This window comes from Gluconacetobacter entanii, assembly GCF_003206495.1.
In the GTDB taxonomy this organism is placed as follows: Bacteria; Pseudomonadota; Alphaproteobacteria; order Acetobacterales; family Acetobacteraceae; genus Novacetimonas; species Novacetimonas entanii.
Genome location: NZ_NKUF01000019.1, coordinates 13,733 through 34,101, shown reverse-complemented (window position 1 = coordinate 34,101; position 20,369 = coordinate 13,733). Strand labels below are relative to the sequence as shown.

General features: G+C 63.8%; 22 protein-coding genes, 1 tRNA gene and 1 other RNA gene. 9 read left to right on the top strand and 15 right to left on the bottom strand.

Features of this window, described 5'->3' with window-relative positions:
• Positions 1 to 35: 35 nt before the first annotated feature.
• From ftsL to mraZ, 3 genes are read right to left on the bottom strand one after another with little or no spacing between them, the layout of a single operon-like run.
• Positions 36 to 896, bottom strand: coding sequence for a cell division protein FtsL (gene ftsL / locus CFR72_RS09765; protein WP_110913770.1), 861 nt, complete (start codon positions 894 to 896; stop codon positions 36 to 38).
• The gene (rsmH, locus tag CFR72_RS09760; protein ID WP_110913793.1) at positions 893 to 1,918 is read right to left on the bottom strand and encodes a 16S rRNA (cytosine(1402)-N(4))-methyltransferase RsmH; all 1,026 of its coding nucleotides are present in this window, start codon (positions 1,916 to 1,918) and stop codon (positions 893 to 895) included. The genes ftsL and rsmH overlap by 4 nt, the downstream gene beginning before the upstream one ends.
• Positions 1,919 to 1,923: 5 nt before the next feature.
• On the bottom strand, positions 1,924 to 2,403 hold the full coding sequence (mraZ, locus tag CFR72_RS09755) for a division/cell wall cluster transcriptional repressor MraZ (RefSeq protein WP_110913769.1): 480 nt from the start codon (positions 2,401 to 2,403) through the stop codon (positions 1,924 to 1,926).
• Between the two features lie 60 nt (positions 2,404 to 2,463).
• Here mraZ and CFR72_RS17220 point away from each other — a divergent pair, with 60 nt between their 5' ends.
• The gene (locus CFR72_RS17220; protein ID WP_146220703.1) at positions 2,464 to 2,721 is read left to right on the top strand and encodes a hypothetical protein; all 258 of its coding nucleotides are present in this window, start codon (positions 2,464 to 2,466) and stop codon (positions 2,719 to 2,721) included.
• A gap of 28 nt (positions 2,722 to 2,749) precedes the next feature.
• Here CFR72_RS17220 and rnpB read toward each other — a convergent pair.
• Positions 2,750 to 3,176: RNase P RNA component class A (rnpB, locus tag CFR72_RS09750), an RNA gene on the bottom strand.
• An 83-nt stretch (positions 3,177 to 3,259) separates the two neighbouring features.
• On the opposite strand from rnpB, the gene CFR72_RS09745 reads away from it, so the two are divergent.
• Positions 3,260 to 4,240: an alpha/beta hydrolase gene (locus tag CFR72_RS09745; RefSeq protein WP_208630003.1), complete on the top strand. Its 981-nt coding sequence runs from the start codon at positions 3,260 to 3,262 to the stop codon at positions 4,238 to 4,240.
• Positions 4,241 to 4,303: 63 nt separating this feature from the next.
• On the opposite strand, the gene CFR72_RS09740 is transcribed toward CFR72_RS09745, so the two are convergent.
• Both CFR72_RS09740 and zwf read right to left on the bottom strand, forming a co-directional pair.
• The gene (locus CFR72_RS09740) at positions 4,304 to 4,747 is read right to left on the bottom strand and encodes a hypothetical protein (RefSeq protein ID WP_110913768.1); all 444 of its coding nucleotides are present in this window, start codon (positions 4,745 to 4,747) and stop codon (positions 4,304 to 4,306) included.
• 3 nt (positions 4,748 to 4,750) lie between these two features.
• Complete coding sequence (gene zwf / locus CFR72_RS09735; protein ID WP_110913767.1) at positions 4,751 to 6,229, bottom strand: glucose-6-phosphate dehydrogenase; 1,479 nt, start codon at positions 6,227 to 6,229, stop codon at positions 4,751 to 4,753.
• Positions 6,230 to 6,488: 259 nt separating this feature from the next.
• Here zwf and CFR72_RS09730 point away from each other — a divergent pair, with 259 nt between their 5' ends.
• On the top strand, positions 6,489 to 6,764 hold the full coding sequence (locus CFR72_RS09730; protein WP_110913766.1) for a DUF2312 domain-containing protein: 276 nt from the start codon (positions 6,489 to 6,491) through the stop codon (positions 6,762 to 6,764).
• An 83-nt stretch (positions 6,765 to 6,847) separates the two neighbouring features.
• Positions 6,848 to 7,519 carry a hypothetical protein gene (locus tag CFR72_RS09725; protein ID WP_110913765.1) on the top strand — a complete coding sequence of 224 codons (672 nt, stop codon included), beginning with the start codon at positions 6,848 to 6,850 and terminating at the stop codon, positions 7,517 to 7,519.
• A 21-nt stretch (positions 7,520 to 7,540) separates the two neighbouring features.
• Here CFR72_RS09725 and proB read toward each other — a convergent pair whose 3' ends face one another.
• From proB to rplU, 4 genes are all read right to left on the bottom strand, one after another.
• On the bottom strand, positions 7,541 to 8,695 hold the full coding sequence (gene proB / locus CFR72_RS09720; protein WP_110913764.1) for a glutamate 5-kinase: 1,155 nt from the start codon (positions 8,693 to 8,695) through the stop codon (positions 7,541 to 7,543).
• A 19-nt stretch (positions 8,696 to 8,714) separates the two neighbouring features.
• Positions 8,715 to 9,734, bottom strand: a complete 1,020-nt coding sequence (gene obgE / locus CFR72_RS09715) for a GTPase ObgE (protein ID WP_110913763.1) — start codon at positions 9,732 to 9,734, stop codon at positions 8,715 to 8,717.
• A 144-nt stretch (positions 9,735 to 9,878) separates the two neighbouring features.
• On the bottom strand, positions 9,879 to 10,148 hold the full coding sequence (rpmA, locus tag CFR72_RS09710) for a 50S ribosomal protein L27 (protein WP_003620528.1): 270 nt from the start codon (positions 10,146 to 10,148) through the stop codon (positions 9,879 to 9,881).
• A gap of 76 nt (positions 10,149 to 10,224) precedes the next feature.
• Positions 10,225 to 10,539 carry a 50S ribosomal protein L21 gene (gene rplU / locus CFR72_RS09705; protein ID WP_110095072.1) on the bottom strand — a complete coding sequence of 105 codons (315 nt, stop codon included), beginning with the start codon at positions 10,537 to 10,539 and terminating at the stop codon, positions 10,225 to 10,227.
• A gap of 293 nt (positions 10,540 to 10,832) precedes the next feature.
• Between rplU and CFR72_RS09700 the strand changes: the two genes are divergently transcribed.
• Positions 10,833 to 10,922 (top strand) — tRNA-Ser (locus CFR72_RS09700).
• Positions 10,923 to 11,066: 144 nt separating this feature from the next.
• Here CFR72_RS09700 and guaD read toward each other — a convergent pair.
• From guaD to CFR72_RS09680, 4 genes are all read right to left on the bottom strand, one after another.
• On the bottom strand, positions 11,067 to 12,392 hold the full coding sequence (guaD, locus tag CFR72_RS09695) for a guanine deaminase (protein ID WP_110913762.1): 1,326 nt from the start codon (positions 12,390 to 12,392) through the stop codon (positions 11,067 to 11,069).
• Between the two features lie 38 nt (positions 12,393 to 12,430).
• Entirely contained in the window at positions 12,431 to 14,629 is a 2,199-nt protein-coding gene (locus CFR72_RS09690) for an FUSC family protein (protein ID WP_110913761.1), read from the bottom strand.
• Between the two features lie 178 nt (positions 14,630 to 14,807).
• The gene (locus CFR72_RS09685) at positions 14,808 to 16,031 is read right to left on the bottom strand and encodes a UdgX family uracil-DNA binding protein (RefSeq protein WP_110913760.1); all 1,224 of its coding nucleotides are present in this window, start codon (positions 16,029 to 16,031) and stop codon (positions 14,808 to 14,810) included.
• A gap of 54 nt (positions 16,032 to 16,085) precedes the next feature.
• Positions 16,086 to 16,418 carry a TIGR01244 family sulfur transferase gene (locus CFR72_RS09680; protein WP_110913759.1) on the bottom strand — a complete coding sequence of 111 codons (333 nt, stop codon included), beginning with the start codon at positions 16,416 to 16,418 and terminating at the stop codon, positions 16,086 to 16,088.
• Positions 16,419 to 16,729: 311 nt separating this feature from the next.
• On the opposite strand from CFR72_RS09680, the gene CFR72_RS09675 reads away from it, so the two are divergent.
• The 4 genes from CFR72_RS09675 to ihfB all read left to right on the top strand — a co-directional run bounded on the left by CFR72_RS09675 (position 16,730) and on the right by ihfB (position 19,361).
• Positions 16,730 to 17,149: an ArsR/SmtB family transcription factor gene (locus tag CFR72_RS09675; protein WP_110913758.1), complete on the top strand. Its 420-nt coding sequence runs from the start codon at positions 16,730 to 16,732 to the stop codon at positions 17,147 to 17,149.
• Between the two features lie 387 nt (positions 17,150 to 17,536).
• Complete coding sequence (locus CFR72_RS09670) at positions 17,537 to 17,977, top strand: MucR family transcriptional regulator (protein WP_110913757.1); 441 nt, start codon at positions 17,537 to 17,539, stop codon at positions 17,975 to 17,977.
• 117 nt (positions 17,978 to 18,094) lie between these two features.
• Positions 18,095 to 19,039 carry a signal peptide peptidase SppA gene (gene sppA / locus CFR72_RS09665; protein WP_110913756.1) on the top strand — a complete coding sequence of 315 codons (945 nt, stop codon included), beginning with the start codon at positions 18,095 to 18,097 and terminating at the stop codon, positions 19,037 to 19,039.
• A 25-nt stretch (positions 19,040 to 19,064) separates the two neighbouring features.
• Complete coding sequence (gene ihfB, locus CFR72_RS09660) at positions 19,065 to 19,361, top strand: integration host factor subunit beta (protein WP_110913755.1); 297 nt, start codon at positions 19,065 to 19,067, stop codon at positions 19,359 to 19,361.
• 99 nt (positions 19,362 to 19,460) lie between these two features.
• Here ihfB and CFR72_RS09655 read toward each other — a convergent pair whose 3' ends face one another.
• A complete protein-coding gene (locus tag CFR72_RS09655; RefSeq protein WP_110913754.1) occupies positions 19,461 to 20,345 on the bottom strand; it encodes a LysR family transcriptional regulator in 885 nt (294 codons plus the stop codon).
• Between the last annotated feature and the right edge of the window lie 24 nt (positions 20,346 to 20,369).

Genomic DNA, 20,369 nt, shown 5'->3' with positions numbered 1-20,369 from the left:
TCACCGACGGTATCCGGCAGCGGAAGCGACCGTCGTCAGTTGCTGACGGGTACGGGCGGGGGAAGGGCGGACGTGCGGGAGTTGGCCAGCGAACTGCCACCACCCCGGACGGAGGGAAGGGCTTCGGCCGGATGCCATGCGGCCTCCGACACTTCATGCGCGGGATGGTAGTGATAGGGCGCGACACGGGTACTGGCCAGCATGACGTCATGGGCGGGCGCGGGGGTGGTGGCGGCATGGGCCACATGCACCGGCGGATGGGCTGCCGGGGCTTCGTTCTGCGCCATCATCGGGGCGGCATGCTCCACCGGACGGGGGGCGGCGTGTTCCGGCGTGGCCCTTATGCCATCATGCTCCGGATGTTCGGGATGCACGGCGGCCGCTTCCACATGGGCGGGTGGCGCATGGTGCGTCACCACTGGCGGGAGGGGCGCGGACTGCGCCACCGGATGCGGCACGCTGGCCTGTTCCAGCGTTGCCGCAGGCATCACCATGGGGGCATGCGGACGTGCGACAGGGTCTGCCGTCGCAATGGGCATATGGTCGGCAGCAAGGGCGACACCCATGTTCGCACGCGGGTTGGGCGGTGCGATGGGGGCGGTGGATCCCGGTGCGGGCAGGTGCGCGCTCAGGCTGGCGACCTGTACGAACTGCGTGGGCGCTACGGGGCGCAGCGTCGGGTCATAGCGTTCGGCCAGCTTGTGCAGCCGGTCGGGCTGGTTCAGCATCGTCCATTCCGCACGCAGCATGGCCGTCTGGTCGCGCGTGCGTTCGGTCTGCATCACGATCTGCGCGATCTTCTGGTCCAGTGCGGAGGTCTGCTGCTTCTTCGTATACAGGAACAGCCCGGACCCCGCCGTCATGATGGCGCATAAAAGCGTGATGATCCGGATCATTGCTGCTGTCCCATGTGTGTGGCGGACTCGGTGGAGGGGAATGTCGCGACGCGTTCGACCGTGCGCAGCCGCGCGCTGCGCGCACGCGGGTTGCGGTGGCATTCGGCGCCCGACGGACGGATGGCCTTGTTCCTGACAAGGCGGAAGGCCGGGCGCTGCGTACGCTGTACGGCGGCCCCCGGATCGTGGCGCGACGGGCCGGGCATGCGGCCTGACGCACGGTTCATCGCAAGCTTCACAAGACGGTCTTCAAGCGAGTGGAAGGACACCACCACCAGGCGCCCGCCCGGTGCGAGCAGGCCGAGCGCCTGTTCCAGCCCGCGTTCGATCTGCCCCAGTTCATCATTCACGTAGATGCGCAGCCCCTGGAAGGTGCGGGTGGCGGGGTCGATGCCCGACCGGTCCGCGCGCACGACCGAACGCACGACATCCGCCAGGCGCGCCGTGGTGGTGATCGGCGCCTCCGCCCGTGCCGCGACAATGGCGCGCGCCACCCGGCGGGACATCCGTTCCTCGCCATAGGTGTAGATGATGTCGGCAAGTTCGCTTTCCTGATAGCGGTTGACGACATCGGCGGCGGTTGTGCCCTCATCACCCATGCGCATGTCGAGCGGCCCGTCCATGCGGAAGGAAAAGCCACGTTCCGGCTGGTCGATCTGATAGGACGACACCCCGAGGTCGAGCGTCACGCCGTCCAGCGCCCCCACCCCGCGCGCGGCGAGCAGGGCGGCCATGTCCCCGAACCCGCCCTTGATGAGGCGCAGGCGCGACTGCCCATGCCCGTCGGGGAAGGACGTGGCCAGAACCTCCCCGCGTGCGATGGCGGCAGGGTCGCGGTCGATGGCCCACAGCGTGCAGTCGGCCGCAGACAGGATCGCGCGCGCATATCCGCCGCCGCCAAATGTCCCGTCGAGGTATGTCGCACCATCACGCGGCGCGAGGTCGCACAGTACCTCGTCCAGCATGACCGGGACATGGCCGCCGTCGGCACACGGCAGCGATGCCGGGGGAAGGGATGTCATCGTGGTCATGCCGATCCTTCCGGCGGGGATGCCACCGTTTTCCTGCCGGATGTCATCGCCCGCGCACGTGCACGCGCCTCGGCGCGACGCTGGTTCGCGGCGTCGGGATCCCAGACCTGGAAGATACGGCCAAGCCCCATGAAGGTGACCTGTTCGCTCAGGTTGGCATGCGCGCGCAGGGTTTCGGGGAGCAGGATGCGTCCTTCCTTGTCCGCGTCGAGGGGATAGGCATCAGCATAGAGCGCGGTGGCGAGGTCGTCGTGATCCTCGGAAAAGATGTCCACCTCGTCCAGCGGGCGCGCCAGCGCGGAGAACGAGGCGCTTGGCCAGGCCTCCAGGCAGGGATGCAGGTGCGAGGGGCGCATGATGACCAGCGGTTCGCCCGCACGCGAAAGGGTGCGGAGCGTCGCGCGGAAAGCCGACGGGATGGAGACCCGCCCCTTGGCATCCAGCCGGTTCTGATGCGTGCCAAGGAATACACTCACGCTGCGCGATGCCCTCCCTGGCATGGATTACAGAGGTCTGAGACGCTGTCCCCGGCGCGGGTGAAGGTACTTCCTTCACTCAACTTCACTGGGTCTATGTGGGATATCATGGGATTTCATGGGCGGTCAATTAAAGATATGCAAGAAATGGCGGCAGACTGCTATTGTTCGGCGGTGGGGCCTGTAATGACAGGTAAAGAGGAATATATCCCCCATGTTCTGCCCGTGCTCATTTCTGTTCCAGATATGTTTATGGTTTGTTCTTTTGGTGAATACTTTGTTACCGCCGTACCCGCGCGATTCAGGCAGGTGAAGTGACGTAATGATGGCAGGGACGGGGGATAAAGATGCCAGACGGTCTGTAAGCCGGGTTCTGTCCATCCCCGTGGGGATGGGACGGCCATTCCTCTGGGACGCGCCTTGCGGCACGCCTCACGCGACCAACCCGAACGACGGGGCGGAAGGCCCCTGGCGGCGCGGACCGGAATCCGCCCGCCTGCCGTTCCTATTCGGTCTTGCTCCCGGTGGGGTTTGCCCTGCCGCCCATGTTACCATGCGCGCGGTGCGCTCTTGCCGCACCGTTTCACCCTTGCCCCCAACATCCGGTCCGGTCGTGAAACCGGGCCCTCTGCCGTGGGGGCGGTCTGTTTTCTGTGGCACTGTCCCTGGGGTCGCCCCCGCCGGCCGTTAGCCGGCACCGTTCTTCCGTGGAGCCCGGACTTTCCTCCATCACTGCGCATATGCGCACCAACAGCGGCCGTCCGACCGTCTGGCATGCGGAAACTGGCGGTGCATGCGCCGCGCGTCAAGGGCTAAAGCCTTGGGACGCGAAAACTCATGACCGATCACGAAAGGCGTGCTGTTGTCTGTTTCCGATGCCGCGACGTCCGCGGCCCCCGTGCGCGGGCGGCTTCCGGGTTTTCTCACCCGTCTGTTCCTGCTCGGCGCGAAGGCCCATTCCGCCCATCACAACCATGTCCCCCATTCGCTGGAGGATATCCGCAGGCGCTTCGACCGCCCATGTTTTCCCAAACGCCTGTCGAGCCTGCAGGTCCGGCGCGTGATCGACATCCGTGTGCCCGGTGCGACCGAACTGCGTCCCGCACGGCTTTATGTTCCCTATGGCAGGGTGCGCGGCGTCGTGCTGTTCATGCATGGGGTCGGGTATGTCCATTGCGGCCTGAACTCCCACCACGGGATCTGCTGCCGCCTGGCGCGGCAGTCGGGGGCGGCGGTCGTGTCGTTCGATTACCGCCTTGCGCCGGAAAACAAATTTCCTGCCGCCGTGGATGACTGCTGGGCCGCGCTGCAGTGGGTGGCGGCGGAGGCATGGCGCTGGGGCGGGAAGGTTGCGGTCGCGGGCGACAGCGCGGGCGGCACGCTCGCCGCCGTGCTCAGCCAGATGAGCAGGGGATGGAAGCATCCGCCCCTTGCCCTGCAACTGCTCTATTATCCCTCGCTGTATGGGGAGCGTCCGGTTCCCTCGCGCGAGGTCTATGCCAACGGGTATGTCCTGAGCACCCGGGTGATGGAATGGTATGCGCAGGAATATGTCCGCGACCCGAAGGACCTGTGCGACCCGCGCTTTGCCCCGATCTTCGCATCATCGCTTGCCAACCTGCCACCTGCCGTCATTGCCCTGGCGCAGTGCGATCCCTTGCACGACGAGGGGACGGGGTATGCCGCCGCGATGGAGAAGGCGGGATCACAGGCCTGTACGCGCACATGGCCGGGGACGGTCCATGGCTTCCTGAATTTCTATTCGTTCCTGCCGGGTGGCAAATCCGCAATCCATTATGGCGCGCGCAAACTGCGCGAGGCGTTCGCGCGGTCCTGAACAGGTATTTGAAAAAAACCGGGCGCCGCCTTTTTTAAAAAAGGCGGCGTCTTTGTATCCTGTTTACTGCGGCATGGCGTGGAATACGCCGGGCGTCTGCCAGTCGGTCTGCACGCTCTGCGACAGGCGGTCCACCCGCAGCGTGAACAGGCGCGGCAGCGTGTTGCGATCCCCCGGGCAGGAGCCTGAATGCCGCTCCATCACCTCAAGGTTGGTGGCGTCGGGCGGGTCATTGCCATTGAGGACGAACAGCAGGCAGTCCTTGCGGTCGTGCGTCATGCCGTTATGCGTCACGACCGTGCGGAAATGCTCCACCAGTGCGGTGTTGTCGAACCAGCTGACCTTGGAGAAGGTCAGCTTGTCCGCGGCCTGGTCCAGCCACCCAATGCGCATGACGACAAAGGTCAGCAGCGCCATGGGAATGATCATCAGCACGCGCCGGATGATCCGCTGGCGGATCGTCATGGGCGCGCGGTTCCGGCCCGAAAGGCGGGGAGGGGCTGCCATGCGTTATTTCATGTCCTCGTGCCACAGATGTCCCGACTGCGCCAGCAGGTTGCGCGCGCCCTCCGGCCCCCATGTCCCGGCGGGATAGGGTTCGAGCGGGGCTTCGTTCTTGCTCCATCCCTGCAGGATGGGGTCGATCCATTTCCATGCGGCCTCCACCTCGTCACGGCGGATGAACAGGATCGGGTCGCCGCGCACGACATCAAGCAGCAGCCGTTCATAGGAATCGGGATAGCGGATGTTGAACGCCTTTTCGAACTCGATATTGATGTCGGCCTCACGCAGCGTCAGGCTGTCGGTGGGGGTCGGGTCCTTGGTGGAGACCGACAGCATCACGCCCTCGTCGGGCTGGATGCGGATGATCAGGCGGTTGGCGGCAGGCCTGTTGGAAAAGATGGTCCACGGCGCGGACTTGAACTGGATCACGACCTCGCTGCATTTCTCCGCCATGCGCTTGCCCGAACGCAGGTAGAACGGGACGTTGCCCCATCGCCAGGACAGGATCTCGGCTTTGAGCGCGACAAAGGTTTCGGTCTCGCTCGTGACGCCTTCGCCAAGGTCCTCGAGGTAGCTGCCCACCGTCTGCCCGTTGACATGGCCGCGCATGTACTGCCCGCGGGAGGTGTAGATCGCGACCTCCGACGGCTTGATCGGCTTGAGCGCATGCAGCACCTTGAGCTTCTCGTTGCGCACGCTGTCCGCATACAGCGACACCGGCGGGTCCATCGCCACAAGGCACAGCACCTGCAGCAGGTGGTTCTGGATCATGTCGCGCAGGCAGCCGGACTTGTCATAATACGCGCCGCGTCCCTCGACGCCCACGGTCTCGGCAGCGGTGATCTGCACGTAATCGATCGCATCGCTGGTCCACAGCCGTTCGAACACGGGGTTGGCGAAGCGCAGCGCGATCAGGTTCTGGACCGTTTCCTTGCCCAGGTAATGATCGATGCGGAAGATGTGGTTTTCGGGGAAATGCCGCCCGACGCTGTCATTGATGGCGTTGGCGCTTTCCAGGTCCGTGCCGATCGGCTTTTCCAGCACGACGCGCGACTGTTCCGTGACCAGTCCCTGCTTGCTCAGGTTTTCGCAGATCTGCCCGTACAGCGCAGGCGATGTCGCAAGGTAATAGACACGGATGCGGGTCGCAGGCTCCCTGTCGAGCAGCGTGCGCAGGTCGGCCCAGTGGCTCTGCGCCTCCGCACCGTTGAGGCTGACATAATAGAGCAGGTTGATGAAGCGCGAGACCGTGTCCGCCTCCAGCGAGGCGGCGGGGATGTGCTCCTGCAGCGCCTGCTGCGCGCTGGCCTGGTATTCCTCGCGCGAGAGGGGGGAGCGCGCGGTGGCGATGATGCGGGCATCCGCGGGCACCTGCCCGTCGCGGAAACGGTAATACAGCGCGGGCAGCAGCTTGCGCATGGTCAGGTCGCCCGTTCCACCGAAGACGATGTAGTCGAACGTATCGACGGGGGGAAGATGTGCCATGAAAATCGGCCTCCTGCCTGATGTTCTGTTTCCAGCCCCGTATTTCCGCCATGCACAGCATATCGGGAACGCGGACACGCCGGTACCAACGGTCAGGGACCGATTAGGACCCCCTTTCGGAGCATGTCAAGCTGGCATTGACCCGCGCCCATCATCGCGATAAGCCAGCCGTTCAAAAGCGTCATGCATGTCGCCCCGCCGATGGAAGGCGTGGTGGCGCGTACGACGGCCCCATCACCATATCCGGAGGCAGCTGACAATGAGTGCCGATAATTTAGAAACCGACGAAAGCAGCGCGGCCGTTGGCGGTATCGCGGCCGACCGGTTGCGCAGCATCATCGAGCGTATTGAACGGCTTGAGGAAGAGCGCAAGGCCCTCGCGGGCGATATCAAGGACATCTATACCGAGGCGAAGTCCGCAGGTTTCGACACGAAGGTGATCCGCCAGATCATCCGCCTGCGCAAGCAGGAACCGGCCGAGGTGGAGGAACAGGAAACCCTGCTCGACATCTATCGCCGCGCGCTGGGCATGTGATGCCCCGCAGGGATGATGGCCATATGGCTGACTGCCCGGCGTAAGGGTATGTTTCCTGTCATGCACAAGGTCAGGAGATACCCATGACGCTACCTTGGCCCGAATGGCTGCCCCAGTGGGCGCAGGCGCTGGTCCTGATCGCCGGGTTGCTGTTCGCCGTCCTGTGGATGCTGGTCCCGTTCGCCGTGATCGGGGTGAAGGGGCGGCTTGACGCCCTTGCGGTGCAGATTGATGACCTGCAGGCCGAACTGCGTGTCATGGCGATGTCCAGCACCTCCGCCCCGGCGCGCGAGGAGGCGGAGGTCACGTCGGGCGAACCCCTGTCCGAAGTTCTGCGCGCGCAGGACCGCGACGACCCGGACATGTCCGGCGAAGGGCAGGTGTCGCGGGCCCGCGCCGCCCGCCTGCTGGACCCCGACGACCAGGAATGCGACATCCCGGCCTATGAACGCCGCGCGGTCCCGCCCGTCACGGTGCAGGCGCCGCCCGTCCATCCTGATGACATGCCGGAGGATGCGCCCCCTGCGCCCCCGACGGCGCCCCCGCCGCCGCAGCAGCAGGCGCCCCGGCCATCCGCGCCACCGGCTTCGGGTCCGGTGCGCGCGCCCCTGCGCACACCCGTCCCGCCCGCGGCGGAGGCCGACAGGACGGGCGAGCGTGCCGCGATGGCGCGCAAGGGCTTTCCCCGCACGATGCGATGGGCGGAACGGCGGCAGCGTTCGGAACCGACCCTGCGCTGGCCCCCCCGGCCGTAAATCTCGCCTTGTGGCGGGGTGTCAGGTGGCGGGTATGCAGGCCCGGTCGCTCATGACGAGATCGTCGCGATGGATGAGTTCATCGCCGCCATGCCATCCAAGGATGTCCTCGATCTCGTCGGACTGGCGGCCCATGATGCGCAGCGCATCCGCCGCGCCATAGGATGACAGGCCATGGGCGATGCGCTGGCCGTGCATGTCGGTCACGCTGACAAGGTCGCCCCGGTCAAACGTGCCCGAGATCGAGCGCACCCCGGCAGGCAGCAGGGAGGACCCGCCCAGCAGCGCGCGGACCGCGCCATCGTCGATCACAAGGGTGCCTGCCGGCGTCAGGCTGCCGCCAATCCATTTCTTGCGCGCCGAACGTGCATCCGGCGACGGCAGGAACCATGTGCAGCGCCCGCCATTCCATAATGCGCGCAGCGGATGCAGCGGCTTGCCCTGCGCGATGACCATGGCGCATCCCGCCTGCGTCGCGATCCGCGCAGCCATCAGCTTGGTGCGCATCCCGCCGGAGGAATAGCCCGGCGGCGGCGCGCCCCCCATGGATTCGATCTCGTCCGTCAGGCTTTCGACCACCGGCAGGTGCCGGGCGTCGGGATCGGTGCGCGGGTCGGCGGTATACAGCCCGTCGATGTCCGACAGCAGCACAAGCTGGTCCGACGTGGTCATTTCCGCCACACGCGCGGCCAGCCGATCATTGTCGCCAAAGCGGATTTCCGTTGTCGCGATGGCGTCATTTTCATTGATGATCGGCACGCAGCCCAGCGTCAGCAGCGTGTTGAGCGAGGCGCGCGCATTGAGGTACCGGCGGCGATGTTCCGTATCGTCCGGCGTCAGCAGCAGTTGCGCCGCGTTCAGGTCGTGGCGCGACAGGGCGTTGGTCCAGGCCTGCGCCAGGCGGATCTGCCCCACGGAGGCGGCGGCCTGCTTTTCATCAAGGCGCAGCACCCGGCGCGTCAGGCCAAGCTGGTGGCGGGCCAGGGCGATCGCGCCGGATGACACGACAATGACCTCGGCACCCTGCGCCCGCAACGCTGCGATATCGGCCGCGACGCTTTCCAGCCATGCCTGCCGGGGGGAGGCGGTCTCGGCATCGACCACCAGCGCGCTGCCGATCTTGACGACGATGCGCTGTCCGTTCTTCAGGCTGGGCACGGGGGGGAGGGCTGTCACGGTCGTCTCTATCTGCGTTTCAGGCTGTGGTGTCGGCTTCTTCCGCGCGGGTGCGGGTGATCTGGTCCTGCACAAGGCGCAGCACCCTGTCCACGCCCTGGCGCGAAACACCGGACATGGTCATGACCGGTGCGCCGCTGGCCTGTTCAAGCTGGGCGCGGCGTTCGGCGATTTCCTCGTCCGACATCGCATCAATCTTGTTCAGGACGATGATTTCCGGTTTTTCCGACAGGCCGCCACCATATTCGTGCAGTTCATGGCGGATGGTGCGCCAGGCTTCGACCACGTCATCCTGCGTGCCGTCGATCAGGTGCACCAGCACGGCGCAGCGTTCGACATGGCCAAGGAAACGGTCGCCAAGGCCCGTGCCCTCATGCGCGCCCTCGATCAGGCCGGGGATGTCGGCGATGACGAATTCCTCCGTCACCGACAGGTGCACGACGCCAAGTTGCGGATGCAGGGTGGTGAAGGGATAATCGGCAATCTTGGGCCGCGCGGCGGAGACGACCGACAGGAAGGTGGACTTGCCCGCATTTGGCAGGCCGACAAGGCCCGCATCGGCAATCAGCTTCAGCCGCAGCCAGACCCAGCGTTCCTCCCCCGGCCATCCGGGATCGGCCCGGCGCGGGGCGCGGTTGGTGCTGGTCTTGTAATGCGCATTGCCCCGGCCGCCATCACCGCCACGGCACAGCAGCAGGCGCTTGCCTGCCTCATCAAGGTCGCCAAGCAGCGTTTCGCGGTCGTCATCAAAGATCTGCGTGCCCACGGGCACCTGTATGACCACAGGTGCGGCGGCCGCCCCCGTACGGTCCGATCCCGCGCCATTGCCGCCCTTGCGCGCGCGGAAATGCTGCGTATAGCGGAAATCGATCAGTGTATTGAGATTGGGCACGGCCACGAAGATGATGTCGCCACCCCGTCCGCCATTGCCGCCATCGGGGCCACCGAATTCGATATATTTTTCGCGCCGGAACGCAATGACGCCGTCACCGCCATCGCCGGATTTCACGAAAATTTTGGCCTGATCAAGAAACTTCATCGCTCACGGGTCCGATCTGGGCCGGTGGCAGCCCCATGGACGTGTCTGATACCAGAAACACGCCGTGGTATCGATACGAAAAAGGGGACGGCCCCACGTGACCGTCCCCTCTGGTCGAAACTGTCTCCCGGGTGGGAGCAGTTCTTATTCCGCTGCTGCGGGCAGGGCTTCGACCGAAACGTGCACGCGGCCTTCGGCGCGACGTTCGAACTTCACATGCCCATCGACGAGCGAGAAGATCGTGTGGTCACGGCCAAGGCCGACATTCTGGCCCGGCTTCATCTTCGTGCCGCGCTGGCGGACGATGATGTTGCCTGCGATGACGCTTTCGCCACCGAACTTCTTGACGCCGAGACGGCGGCCGGCGCTATCGCGCCCGTTGCGGGAGGAACCGCCTGCCTTTTTTTGTGCCATTGCCTGAACTCCTGAAACTTGTTGACTGATCTTGACCTGAACCGCCGGGCGTTAGCGCCGCCTGACGGTCCGGGGATCAGGCAGCGTTGATTGCGGCGATACGCACCACGGTCACGGGCTGACGGTGGCCGTTCTTGCGGCGGCTGTTCTGCCGACGGCGCTTCTTGAAGATGATCACCTTCGCCAGGCGGTCCTGCGCGATCACGGTCGCGGTGACGGTCGCACCGGCAACGGTGGGGCTGCCGATCTTCGCTTCGCCTTCGCCACCAACGGCGAGGACCTGGTCGAACGTGATGGTGGCGCCGGCTTCGGCTTCCAGCTTCTCGATCTTCAGGACGGTGTCCTTGGAAACGCGGTACTGCTTTCCGCCCGTGCGGATAACTGCGAACATAATTCTCTATCTTTCCGATCTCTGGGTCAGCGCGGCACCATCGGGATGGAGGTGCAGGCGGCATGGCCCGGTCGCTTTTTGACATTGGCCGCGAAACCACGCGCGGCGCCCCCTGTTCTGCGCAGGGATTGAGGGCTGGCTTCTATCGGGCAATTCCCGCCCCGTCAATCGCTAATCCCGCCCTTGGCGGCGATTCCCGCCATGGCGGGGAAGGGGATGGCAAAAAACATCCGCCGCCCCCTTGCGCGTGGTGCGGGCGCACCGTATAAGCCCGCACCAACGCCGCTGACATTGGAGAGGTGCCGGAGCGGTCGAACGGGGCGGTCTCGAAAACCGTTGTGCGTGCAAGCGTACCGTGGGTTCGAATCCCACCCTCTCCGCCAGTGTCGCATCAGGGGCTGGCCACGGTCATGCAGGACCGGGCACCCTTGGAAAAATCCCCAAAAACACAAAGAAGTTTCTGGCGAGGCTTTTTTCAGAAAGCTTCGAGGGGAGCTTCCTTTGTGAAAAGCAGCCCATATCCCGTATCAGGCCCGTTCATGCACCAGCCGTCCCGCGACATAGGTTGCGCGGATGCTGCGGTCATCGCCCAGCATCATCAGGGAAAACAGCAGGTCGCTGATCGAATCGCACGACTGCGCGCGCAGGGCCTGCAGCGGTGTCGCCGCCGGGTCGAGGATGCACAGGTCGGCCTCCATCCCCGGTGCGATCGTCCCGATCCGGTGATCGAGGTGCAGCGCCCGCGCACCGCCCGCCGTCGCCAGCCAGAAGGCCTGCGCGGGATGCAGGCGATGGCCCGTGCCCTGCGCGATCTTGTAGGCTTCGTTCAGGCTCTGCAACTGCGACAGGCTGGTGCCCGCGCCGATATCCGTTCCCAGCCCGACGCGCACAGGGCGGCGCGGGTCCATCGCATCGAACAGGCGGAAGCTGCCGCTGCCAAGGAACAGGTTGGAAGTCGGGCAGTGGGCCAGCGTGCAGCCACTGTCATGGCAGGTCGCAAGGTCGGGTTCATCGACATGGATGGCATGGCCAAGGATGGCGCGCGGACGCACCAGCCCCGCATGCGCATAGACATCCAGATAGGAACGCCGCGCGGGAAACAGTTCGCGCACCCACGCGACCTCGTCCACGTTTTCGGCAAGGTGGGTCTGCATGAACACGCTGTCATCGCGTGCAAGCAGTGCGCCGGCGAGTTCAAGCTGTTCCTCGCTGCTGGTGGGGGCGAAGCGGGGGGTGACGGCATACATCTGCCGCCCGCGCCCGTGCCAGCGCTCCATCAGCGCGAGGGAGTCGTCATACCCGCCTTGTGCCGTATCGCGCAGGTCGGGCGGCGCGTTGCGGTCCATCAGCACCTTGCCCGCGATCATCAGCGTGTTGAGGCGCTCTGATTCGGTGAAGAACGCCTCCACCGACTGCGGGTGGACGGTGCAGAAAACGGCCGCCGTGGTCGTGCCGCATCGCAGCAGTTCGGCTAGGAACCTGCGCGCGATGTCATGTGCATAGGCCGGGTCGCGAAAGCGGCTTTCGGTAGGGAAGGTGTAGCGTTCCAGCCATTCCAGCAACTGCTCGCCATAGGCGGCGATCATCGGCAGTTGCGGGTAATGGACATGGGTGTCCACGAAACCGGCGGAAATCAGGCAGCCGGGATAATGCGCCACCTGCGTGCCGTCAGGCAGGTGGGGCAGGGTGTCGGCATACGCGCCCACCCGTTCGATCCGCCCGTCGCGGATGATGAGCAGTCCGTCTTCCTCATGATGGAGGGCTGCGATCGGGTCGGTGACAAACGGGTTGTCGCGGAAGGTGACGATCCGTCCCCGCAGGGCGAGGGTGTCGTGCATGCGCGCTGCGGTCATGTGGCCCCGATTGCTGCGAGGGGTGGAAATGGTGGTCCCTAGCTGATCATTTCGCTGGAACGGTAGGGTTGCGAAGCGTCAAGGAACGCCGCGTTTGCATCAAGTTCATAGGAAATGACCAGCAGATAGGCAATGGCGCGCGTCATTTCCACACGGGCGGTAATGTTGGTTTCCTTCCCTTCGAGGACACGCAGCACCCGTGTCGCGCTCCGCGCCACGCGGGCGGTGCGGCCATAACGGCCACTGAACTGCGCCATGCGGTGCAGGAACAGCGTGATCGCGCGATTGGCGGACTCCGGCAACTTGCTGCGTTCAAGCACGACGCGCAGGCGGATGATGTTCAGCCCGATCGTCATGGCCGACAGCGTGCCCTGCAGGTAGGCCTCGATCGTGGGGGAGGGGGTCGGCCCGGCATGGCGGATCAGGCGGGAAAAGCGGTCGGTATTGCGCCCGATCCACGCCCGGGGCTGTGGCAGCGGGTTGGCCGACGCCAGGTGCCGCAGGTCATGCAGGGTGCGGTTGCGCATGCGCCAGCGTTCCTCGTCACTGTCGAACGGCAGCACGGCGCGGAAGATCAGCACCGCGAAGCCGATACTGCACAGCAGGGCGAAGGCTGCGTTGAAATAGGCGATTTCATTCAGGCGCGTCTGGTTGCCCGGACCGACAAGGGCGGGCAGGAACAGGGAATAGGACGCCGCGGCCCCCGCCGTTGCCGGATTGCGCGCGGCAAGGCCGCCTGCGATCATCGGCAGGGCGAGGACGGCAGCCAGCATTTCGAATTCCGCCGGGCGCGGGACGAACAGCAGCACGAGGAAGGCCGACACGAACACCGCCCAGCACGCGCCACGCAGGAAGTTCATCGTGCCAAGGACCGGGTTTTCACGCGTGGCGAACAGGCCGCATGTCACCGCGACCATGGTGATGAAGCCGATGCCGTTCGGCCACGCCGTCAGTTCCCAGATCAGCGCCGATGCGCCGATCGCCACCGCCGCGCGGATACCGTTATATAGCGCCTCCTTGAAATCGCGGTGGGCCTGCAGGCGGAAATGGAAATGATCGCCCCGGATCTCGTGCTGGCTGGCGTCGAATTCCGCGACCGCCTGTTCCAGTTCGCCCAGGAGTTCATCAAGCGCGTTGTGCAGGATGCGGCAGTTGAGCAGCCGTTCGATCGTGTCCGTATCGTGCGGTTCCGTCGCGGCCAGTTCTTCGGTCAGGGCGTCGATGATGCGCTGGCGGCAGACGCTGCGCAGGTCCTGCAGGTCCGACATGACCTGCGGGATCTGCGTGTCGGATTCCAGCCGCGCCGGCAGGCCGAGCAGGAAGGTACGCGTCAGCAGGCTGGTTTCGGTAAAGACGGGATTGACCGTGCCCAGCGCCTTGATGCGCGCCATCATCCCCAGCCCGCGTGACAGCAGGACGGATACCGCCGCAAGGGCCGCGCGGGCATGGTCGCCCTCATGCCCGTGGGGGCCCATCTCCACTTCACTGAATTCGATCTGGTCATTGATCGACAGGATCGTGCCGAACAGCGCGCGGGAACGCACGAATGCCTGCTCATCCCCCGCGAGCAGGTTCGCCACCGCTTCAGTGGAGGTGCTCAGCGCGGTCTGGATCTTCTGCCGCATGTTCTTCTTCGCGGCGGTGGCGAGGTTGTGCGCGAACAGCACCGCGACCAGCGTCTCGCACGAGATGCCGAGCACGATATAGGTCGTGCGCGACATGGTGATCATGAAGATGTTGTCGGGATCCTGACTGGCGGCAAGCGCGATGATCGCACACGTATAGCCCGACAGCACCAGCGCATAGGAACGGAAGTTGCGCACCAGCGTCGCACAGCCGCAGCAGATGCCGATCCAGATGCTCAGCGCCGGAAAGAACAGCCACGGTGCCTGTGGAAACGAACAGACGATCACCACCGCGCTGGTTGCGCCAAGTGCCGTGCCCACCAGGCGCCATCGCGCCTTCGACAGGCTTTCCCCACGCGATCCCTGTGCGACGATCCAGACCGTCATGGCCGCCCACGGGGGACTGTCGAGTTCCATCCACATCGCGATGGTCAGCGCCATGAGGGCTGCGAATGTCGTGCGCAGCGCAAAGGCCAGGGCTTCTGGTGTCGGGGCATAGAGCCACTTGAGGCGACTCATGCGGTTGTAGCCGGGGGGCGAGAGAATCGAGAAATCTCGTCCACGAAAGACACGCGCGATGAAAGAGGGAACGATCTTCAGGTCAGCAGGCACAATATGTGGCTTCCGGCGGTACTGGGGGCGGTCCCTTGATAAACCAAGAATGCGACAGGTAACGGTGTCGGGAGCGCATATCAGTCATTGGCTTTCCTCGTGGCAGGGGATGAAGTGCCTGCCATGGAAAGGATTTCCGCGCGTCATTTGTTCCATTCGTGGATGAATGGAATACGTATCATGCAGCAATCAGGCGGCCCGCAAGGTGCAGATCCTCGACAAAACGCTGGTATTCGCGTGTTCTCGCCTCCTCGGTGGGCTGGCGCAGCAGGAAGGAAGGGTGGACCGTCACCAGTCCGCACGTCCCGTCGTCGAGTGTGATCGGATGGGATCTTTCGCGTCCTATAACGACAGGACGTTGCAGGATTGCGCTGGCCGCAGTCGCGCCGAGCATCACCAGCAGCCGGGGGCGGATCAGCCGGCGTTCCGCATGCAGCCACGGGGCGCAGGCGCGGATTTCCTCCACTCCGGCTTTCTGGTGGATGCGTCGGCCATTGCGGTTGAAGAATTTGAAATGCTTGACCGTGTTGGTCACATAAACATGATCGCGCGCGATGCCGGCCTCCTGCAGGGCGCGGTCGAACAACTGTCCCGCCGGACCGACGAAGGGGCGGCCGATCCGGTCCTCCTGATCGCCGGGCTGTTCACCAACGAACATCAGGGGAGCGGTCGCCTCGCCCTCACCAAAGACGGTCTGGGTCGCATGGTGCGCCATGGCGCAGACCAGGCAGGAGCGGGCGGTTTCCGCAACGGCCGGCAGGGCGGTGATGCGGTCGATGTCCATTCCCTCCACCAGCGGCAGGGCCGGGGTGGGAAAGGAGGCGGGATCGGCGTCGTGCAGGGGCTCTCCGGGCTGCAGCGACGTGCCGTCCCACTGCATCGTGCCGCCCGGCATTTCAAGCCGCCACGGATGAAACGAAAGCTGCAGGGTGACAAAGCGCGCGTTGCATTGCGCAACAAAGCCGGAAGGGTCATCCCACGAAAGGGCATCGGCAGGTGTGTGCGATGTGGCGATATGCGCCCGGAACGCACGTGTCTGCCCGCACACTTCCTGCGCAAGGTGGCGCGCGCGCGTGAAGTCGGCGTCATCATCGCCGGAGGGGTGCGCGATGCCTGTGACCTGCCTCTGGACCAGTCGGTAGGCGAGGGCGAACCGGTCGGGCGCCCCGGTCTGCATCACGTCCTCGATCAGGCGCATCACCGCGCGGGGAACGCCAAAGGCGGATCGTGTCGGCGTGTCGGGAGGCAGCGGGGAGAGGATGCCGGTCTGCGTGGCCGCATCCGCGGGGTCACGGACGCGCCAGGTGATCTCCTCCGCCGCGATGTCGTGCAGGATCAGGGTGCGCGTGGCGTTGCGCCATGTCACGAAATCCAGACAGTGGGCCAGGACAACCGTGGGCATGGTACAATCCCTGAAACGTGAAGAACTCTGAAAACTGTCGCGAGGGGTGCGGGGTCAGCCCTGGTGGGCAAGGGTCCACAACTGCCCGACGCGGTTGCCCGAACGGCAGTAACCCAGAATCGGGCCGTCCATTTCCTTCAGCGCCTGACGCATCTGTGTGACTTCATGTTCGGTGATATGGCCCGGCACCACGGGCAGGAAGGCGAACTGCAGGCCGGCGGCCACGGCGGCATCCTTCAGGCTTTCGGCCGTTGGCTGGCCATATTCCTCCCCATCGGGGCGCATGCAGATGATGCTGCGGAACCCCTGGCTGACGATCGTGGGCAGGTCGTCGGGCGTAATCTGGGATGCGGCGGTGAAATCGGGGCTGAGGGAATAGAGTTGCATCGTATGAATCCTGACTCCGGTGCACGGGACATTGAGTGTCCGGGTATGCGCCCATCCGCCGGGGGATGGCAAATTGTTAGATGGTTAATATATTCATGTATGTAAAATAAACCGTATTTTATGTAAACTCCTGTGGCGTAATCGACATATTGGTAACAGGAGGGGCAGATCCATGTCGGCGCGCCGGGTCTGCCAACACGATAATAATGGCAGGGTTGCATATGCCCGCCGTGGGATTAGGAAGTGGCTTCTTTTTTATTTTTCGTCCGTCAAATTCGACAATGTTACGGTAACTGATCATGAATGCGATAATGGACAGGCTTCCCCGCACGCGGGAGGCTGCTGAACTCCTGGCCCATCGTCTGCGCCTCTTTGCGCAGCCCCAGCGACTGCTGGTGCTGGCGACCCTGCTGGAGGGGGAGAAGAGTGTCGGTCAGATCGAAAGCGCCACAAGTATAGGCCAGCCTACGCTGAGCCAGCAGTTGGCAGAATTGCGGCGGGCGGAAATAGTCGTGACCCGCAAGGAAGCGCGGCAGGTCATCTACCGGATCATTACGGACGAAGAAGCGACACGTATTCGCCTCATGTTTTCAATAATGGACCCCGAGGTCAATATCTGTGATGCCGTTCCCGGCGTGCAGGACGGCACGGCGGAGGCAACGAATACGGCGACCCCACGCCCGGCACAAATATCGGCCGCCCGTTTTGCACGCATTGCGTGCGGGGAATAGTGTCGCTGTTCCTGTCGCCGTCATGTCATGACAATGCGATATGCAGGCTTTTCACCCCTACGGGACAGGGTTGAATACTCATTATTTTCAGATTTAAAAAATGTTACATCAAGTTTCAATCTGAACACGTGTTTTACAATTTTAGTGTGGTCCGATTTTGCCAGTAACGGGCCGTATATCATGAAAACCATTGTCCAGCGCCGGTCTGGCATGATGGTTTCGTGATGGGGCAGGGGTGTTTATTGTCGGTTCTTTCCGTATTTTAATCTGGACCGTGATGAGACGAGTATTGTATTTGGGCGTTTTATTGGGTAGTGCCTATTCAGGACGCGGATGATGGCTGTTTTAGGGCGGCATTCATCATGATTGAAGAAATGGAACAGAATTATGTCTGACGTTGAACAGGATTTCTCTTTTCTTGAACTGACCACGCAGATCGTGTCGGCTCATGTCTCCAATAACGCCGTCGGGGCGGATACTGTTCCTGATCTCATCAAGCAGGTCTATCAGGCCCTCACTTCGCTGGATCAGCCACAGGTCGAACATGAAAAGCTGCAGCCTGCCGTGCCGATCAAGCGTTCGGTCTTTCCCGACTACATCGTCTGCCTCGAAGACGGCAAGAAGCTCAAGATGCTCAAGCGCCACCTGCAGAGCGCGTATGGCATGACGCCCGAGCAGTACCGGGAGCGCTGGGGCCTGCCGAGCGACTATCCGATGGTCGCCCCCAACTATGCCGAGCGCCGCTCGACCCTGGCGCGTGAAATCGGGCTGGGCCGCAAGATCACCGCAGCGCCGAGCGAGGCCAGCGCCGAAACCCCGGCCAAGTAGCGCCGTGGGCGCAAGGCGTCCTGAAACGGGACGTCATCATGATGTCCGGCCATGCGAACCCATGGCCGGGTCCTGTTCCGGTTTTTGTCGATGCAGTCATGAAGTTGCGTGAACCGCATGGCGTTTGATGCAGATATGACGCTGGAACGCCAGTCCCTGCGACGGCGATTGTTATTGTGGCGCATCGGGGCGGTCGTCGCGTTTGCCTGCGGCCTGCTGGCCATATCGGGCCGGGCCGTGTGGCACGGGCACATGCCCGCGCGTGAGCATATCGTGCGCCTGCATATCGACGGCGTGGTCGGCGCCGATACGGCAAAGACGCTGGCCCTGATCCGCAAGGCCCGCACCGACCCTGCCGTCAAGGGCATGCTGCTCGATATCAATACCCCCGGCGGCGCCGTCACCGGCGGGGAGACATTGCACGATGCGGTCGCGGAATTCGCACGGCAAAAGCCTGTCGCGGTGTCGATGGGAAGTCTTGCCGCCTCGGCGGGGTACATGATCGCCGTTCCCGCACAGCGCCTGTTCGCCCATCATTCCACCCTGACCGGGTCCATCGGGGTCATCATGCAGTCGCCCGATGTGTCCGGCCTGCTCGACAGGGTGGGGGTGCGTGTCGATCAGCTTGTCTCCGGCCCGATGAAGGGGCAGCCATCCGTCGTGCAGCCCCTTTCGCCACATGGACGGCAGATGCTGCAGGGCGTGGTGTCCGACCTGTATGACATGTTTGTCACCATGGTGGCGCAGGGACGGCATATGCCACGTGAAAGGGTGCTCGAACTCGCGGACGGGCGGCCCTATACTGGCACGCAGGCATTGTCGCTTGGCCTCGTGGACCAGATCGGGGGAGAGCAGGAGGCAAAGGAATGGTTGATCCGCACCCTGCATCTGTCTAACAATGTTGATGTTGAAGATATGAAACCGCGTTCATCATTTCGTCTTGACTGGATGCGGCATCTGCTGGGAAGTGTCTTGGGCATTGTTACGGAATCGGATCGTCTGGATGGCCTGCTCAGGCCCGGTGGCGATCTTGACGGAGCCGTTGCGATCTGGAAACCTTAATTTACATAAGACAGAGGGAAGCAGGATGACCAAATCGGAGTTGATTGCCGAACTTGCCGCAGCCAATCCACATCTTCCCGCTCGTGACATAGAGCAGATTGTTCAGACCATATTTCATGAAATCAGTGCGGCGCTGGCCCGGGGCGACCGGGTCGAATTGCGTGGTTTTGGTGCATTTACGGTAAAGAAGCGGGATTCGCGCACGGGCCGCAACCCGCGCACGGGTGAAATCGTCGCGGTGGAGGAAAAGGTCGTCCCGTTCTTCAAGGCAGGCAAGGAACTGCGTGAACGGGTCAATCATCAGGACGGGGCGGAAGGCTGACTGCCTGCTGGTCCTGTTGTGGCCATCACGTAATGAAAAAAGGCCCTGCCGTGATGGCGGGGCCTTTTTGCATTGGTCTATCGCGTGATGGGAACGCGATCAGTGGCGGGCGTTGATTTCCGCCAGCAGGAAGTCACGGAACACGGCCACACGCTTGGAGGTGCGTAGCTCTTCCGGATACACGAAGTAGGCATCCACGGTCGGAAGCGGCACTTCGGGCAGGATCTTTACCAGATTGGGGTACTGGTTCGCGGCATAGAGCTGGATGGACCCGATTCCGATGCCTGCGGCGATGGCCCCGGCCATGGCGGCAAGGCTGTTGACCTCCAGCCGCGCCTGACGGCGTTCATCCGACGGCACCCCGGTTTCCGCCAGCCAGTTGATGTGCGGCACCGGCGGGTGATAGCCACCGAACAGCACCAGCTTGTGGGCATTAAGCTCCTCAAGCGTGGTGGGCGTGCCGTGTTCGTTGAGGTAGGACTGCGCGGCATAGATCGGCAGGGGGAAATCCGCCAGGTGCCGCTGGATCAGGTCAGGCTGGCGCGGCGGATGCATGCGCACCGCGACATCCGCCTCCCGCATGCCCAGATCGAGGTCGTTGTCATCAAGGATCAGGGTGATGGAGATATCGGGGTTGGTGTCCATGAAACGGTGCAGGCGTGGCGTCAGCCAGCAGGTGCCGAACCCCGTCGTGGTCGTGACCCGCAGGCGGCCTGCCGCCTTTTCCTTGCTTTCCGTCAGCAGGGACTGCGTCATCGCCAGCTTGGAGAAGACCTCACGCACCGTCTGGTTCAGGGTTTCGCCCTGTTCCGTGAGGATCAGGCCACGTGCGTGCCGATGGAAGAGGGGAACCTGCAGCGCCTCTTCCAGAGCGGAGATCTGTCGGGACACCGCAGACTGGCTCAGGTTAAGCACGTCGCCGGCATGGGTGAAGGACCCAGCCTCGGCTACTGCATGAAATATCCGGAGTTTATCCCAGTCCACGCGTTGACTCCGTTCCTAATTCTA